1 protein-coding gene is annotated in these 1,938 nt (G+C 35.6%); it reads left to right on the top strand.

Going from position 1 to position 1,938, the window contains the following annotated elements:
• The first annotated feature begins 302 nt into the window (after positions 1-302).
• Entirely contained in the window at positions 303-1,784 is a 1,482-nt protein-coding gene (locus tag AB1414_20060; GenBank protein ID MEW6609708.1) for an HD domain-containing phosphohydrolase, read from the top strand.
• The last annotated feature ends 154 nt before the right edge of the window (positions 1,785-1,938 follow it).

The raw sequence follows: 1,938 nt of genomic DNA, 5'->3' as shown, positions 1-1,938 counted from the left end.
CGAACTTTGCGTCTTTGCGAGAGAAAATTTCTATTTAGTTTTTACCACTGATAACTGAGGGATTACCGGCTGAGCTCAGGACGAAACTATTTAACCAATTACCAGTTACCAATTACCAGTTACCAATCACCAGTTACCAATTACCAGTTACCAATTACCAGTTACCAATTATCCGTTTGCAGGTTATGAAATCTGATGATACCCCGTGCAAAACTTACTTAACACCACACTATTATTTGTCGCTACTCAATTGATGGGTAAAGTAACACAAGCATCTTGTAATAGTTACTATTTGAGGTATTATGATGTATATTCAAGAATTCCTACAAAAAACAGATTTATTAAATAAACTTGCCCAAATAACAGGTATCCCTTTATTTATTGTTGATTCTAACCAGCAGGTATTTCAGAGCACTAAACTTTGTGAATTGATTAAACATAAAGGAAGATGTATGGGTAATCACCTTTCTATCCTCTCTGAGGTAATGAGTTCAGGTCAATCATGTGTCCAAGAATGTGATACTGAATATTTAAGAGTAGGATTACCTATAATTACTAATGAAGGAACAATTGGGGTTTTAACCGGTTGTGGGCTATCCAGTAAAAAACAAGAGATTAAACAGAATATTCTGTTAATCAATGATATTATCCAAAACTTTATAAATAAAGAAGATATGGCTAAAGAAGTGGGAGTGCTTTATGAAGAATTAAATCTTTTATACGAGATAGCCAGGACCGTAAGTAATATATTTGATGTAGATGAAATATGTCAAATGTTAGTGGAAAAGGCAGTAGAGATAATCCGAGTAGAACGGGCATCATTAATGCTTTTTGACCGTGAGCGTGAATTTCTTAAAATTGTTGCCGCTCATGGCATCCCTCAAGAAATAGTCAAAAATACTCGAATAAAGGTAGGAGAAGGAGTGGCGGGCAAGGTCGTAAAAGATGGGAAACCCTTGATTGTCTCGGATGCAGAGGTAGAAAAACTCTCTGAAGAAGAAAGACTGAAAAGATATAAAACTAAATCGTTTATTAGTCTGCCAATAATATCGGTTCCTTTGAAGGCAGTCGGAGAGATTATTGGTGTCATAAATTTGACCGATAAAATAGACCGCAGTATTTTTACATCACGGGATTTAAAATTGCTTACCGCTATGGCTACTCAAGGGGCAATAGCGATTAAAAACTTCTGGCTATTTACAGATGCTAAAGAACTCTTTTTCAATACGGTTAAATCTCTATCCTCAACCATCGATGCAAAAGATACTTATACCTACGGTCATTCTGAAAGAGTAAGCAAAATAGCCTTAGCCATAGCTGATGAACTTAATCTTTCGTTTAAGGAAAAAGAAATAATATATTTAGCCGGGCTTTTACATGATGTGGGTAAAATAGGTATTCCGGAGGAAATTTTGCATAAACCATCAAAATTAAATGAAAAAGAATATAGCGAGATAAAAAAACATCCCACCATAAGTGCTCAAATTATAGGCACAATAAGACAAATGGAAGATGTTGTTCCCATCATACTCCATCATCATGAACGATTTGAGGGTAGAGGCTATCCTAACGGATTAAAAGGAAAAGATATACCTCTTGGCAGCAGGATATTAGCTATTGCCGATACATTTGATGCCATGACTTCAAATAGACCTTATCGGGACAAATTTACTATAGACTATGCCATTGCCGAGATAAAAAAGTATTCAAATATCCAATTTGACCCACAGGTAACCAGGGCATTCCTGAGTGCAATTGAAAAAGGTAAGATATTAAAGGAATAGAGAAAGTAACCGTTCAGGTCTTGAGTTACTAATACTTGATGTTCAAGTTTTTTAAAGGTATAAAGATTTAACCGCAAAGAGCGCAAAGGAAGATTTCGCAAAGGACGCAAAGGAAGGAAAATAAGGTGGTGAACAACCTATTGCTTTGTTAAGT

The sequence above is a fragment of the bacterium genome (genome assembly GCA_040755795.1).
GTDB lineage: Bacteria > UBA9089 > CG2-30-40-21 > CG2-30-40-21 > SBAY01 > JBFLXS01.
This window is presented reverse-complemented; position numbering and strand designations above follow the sequence as displayed.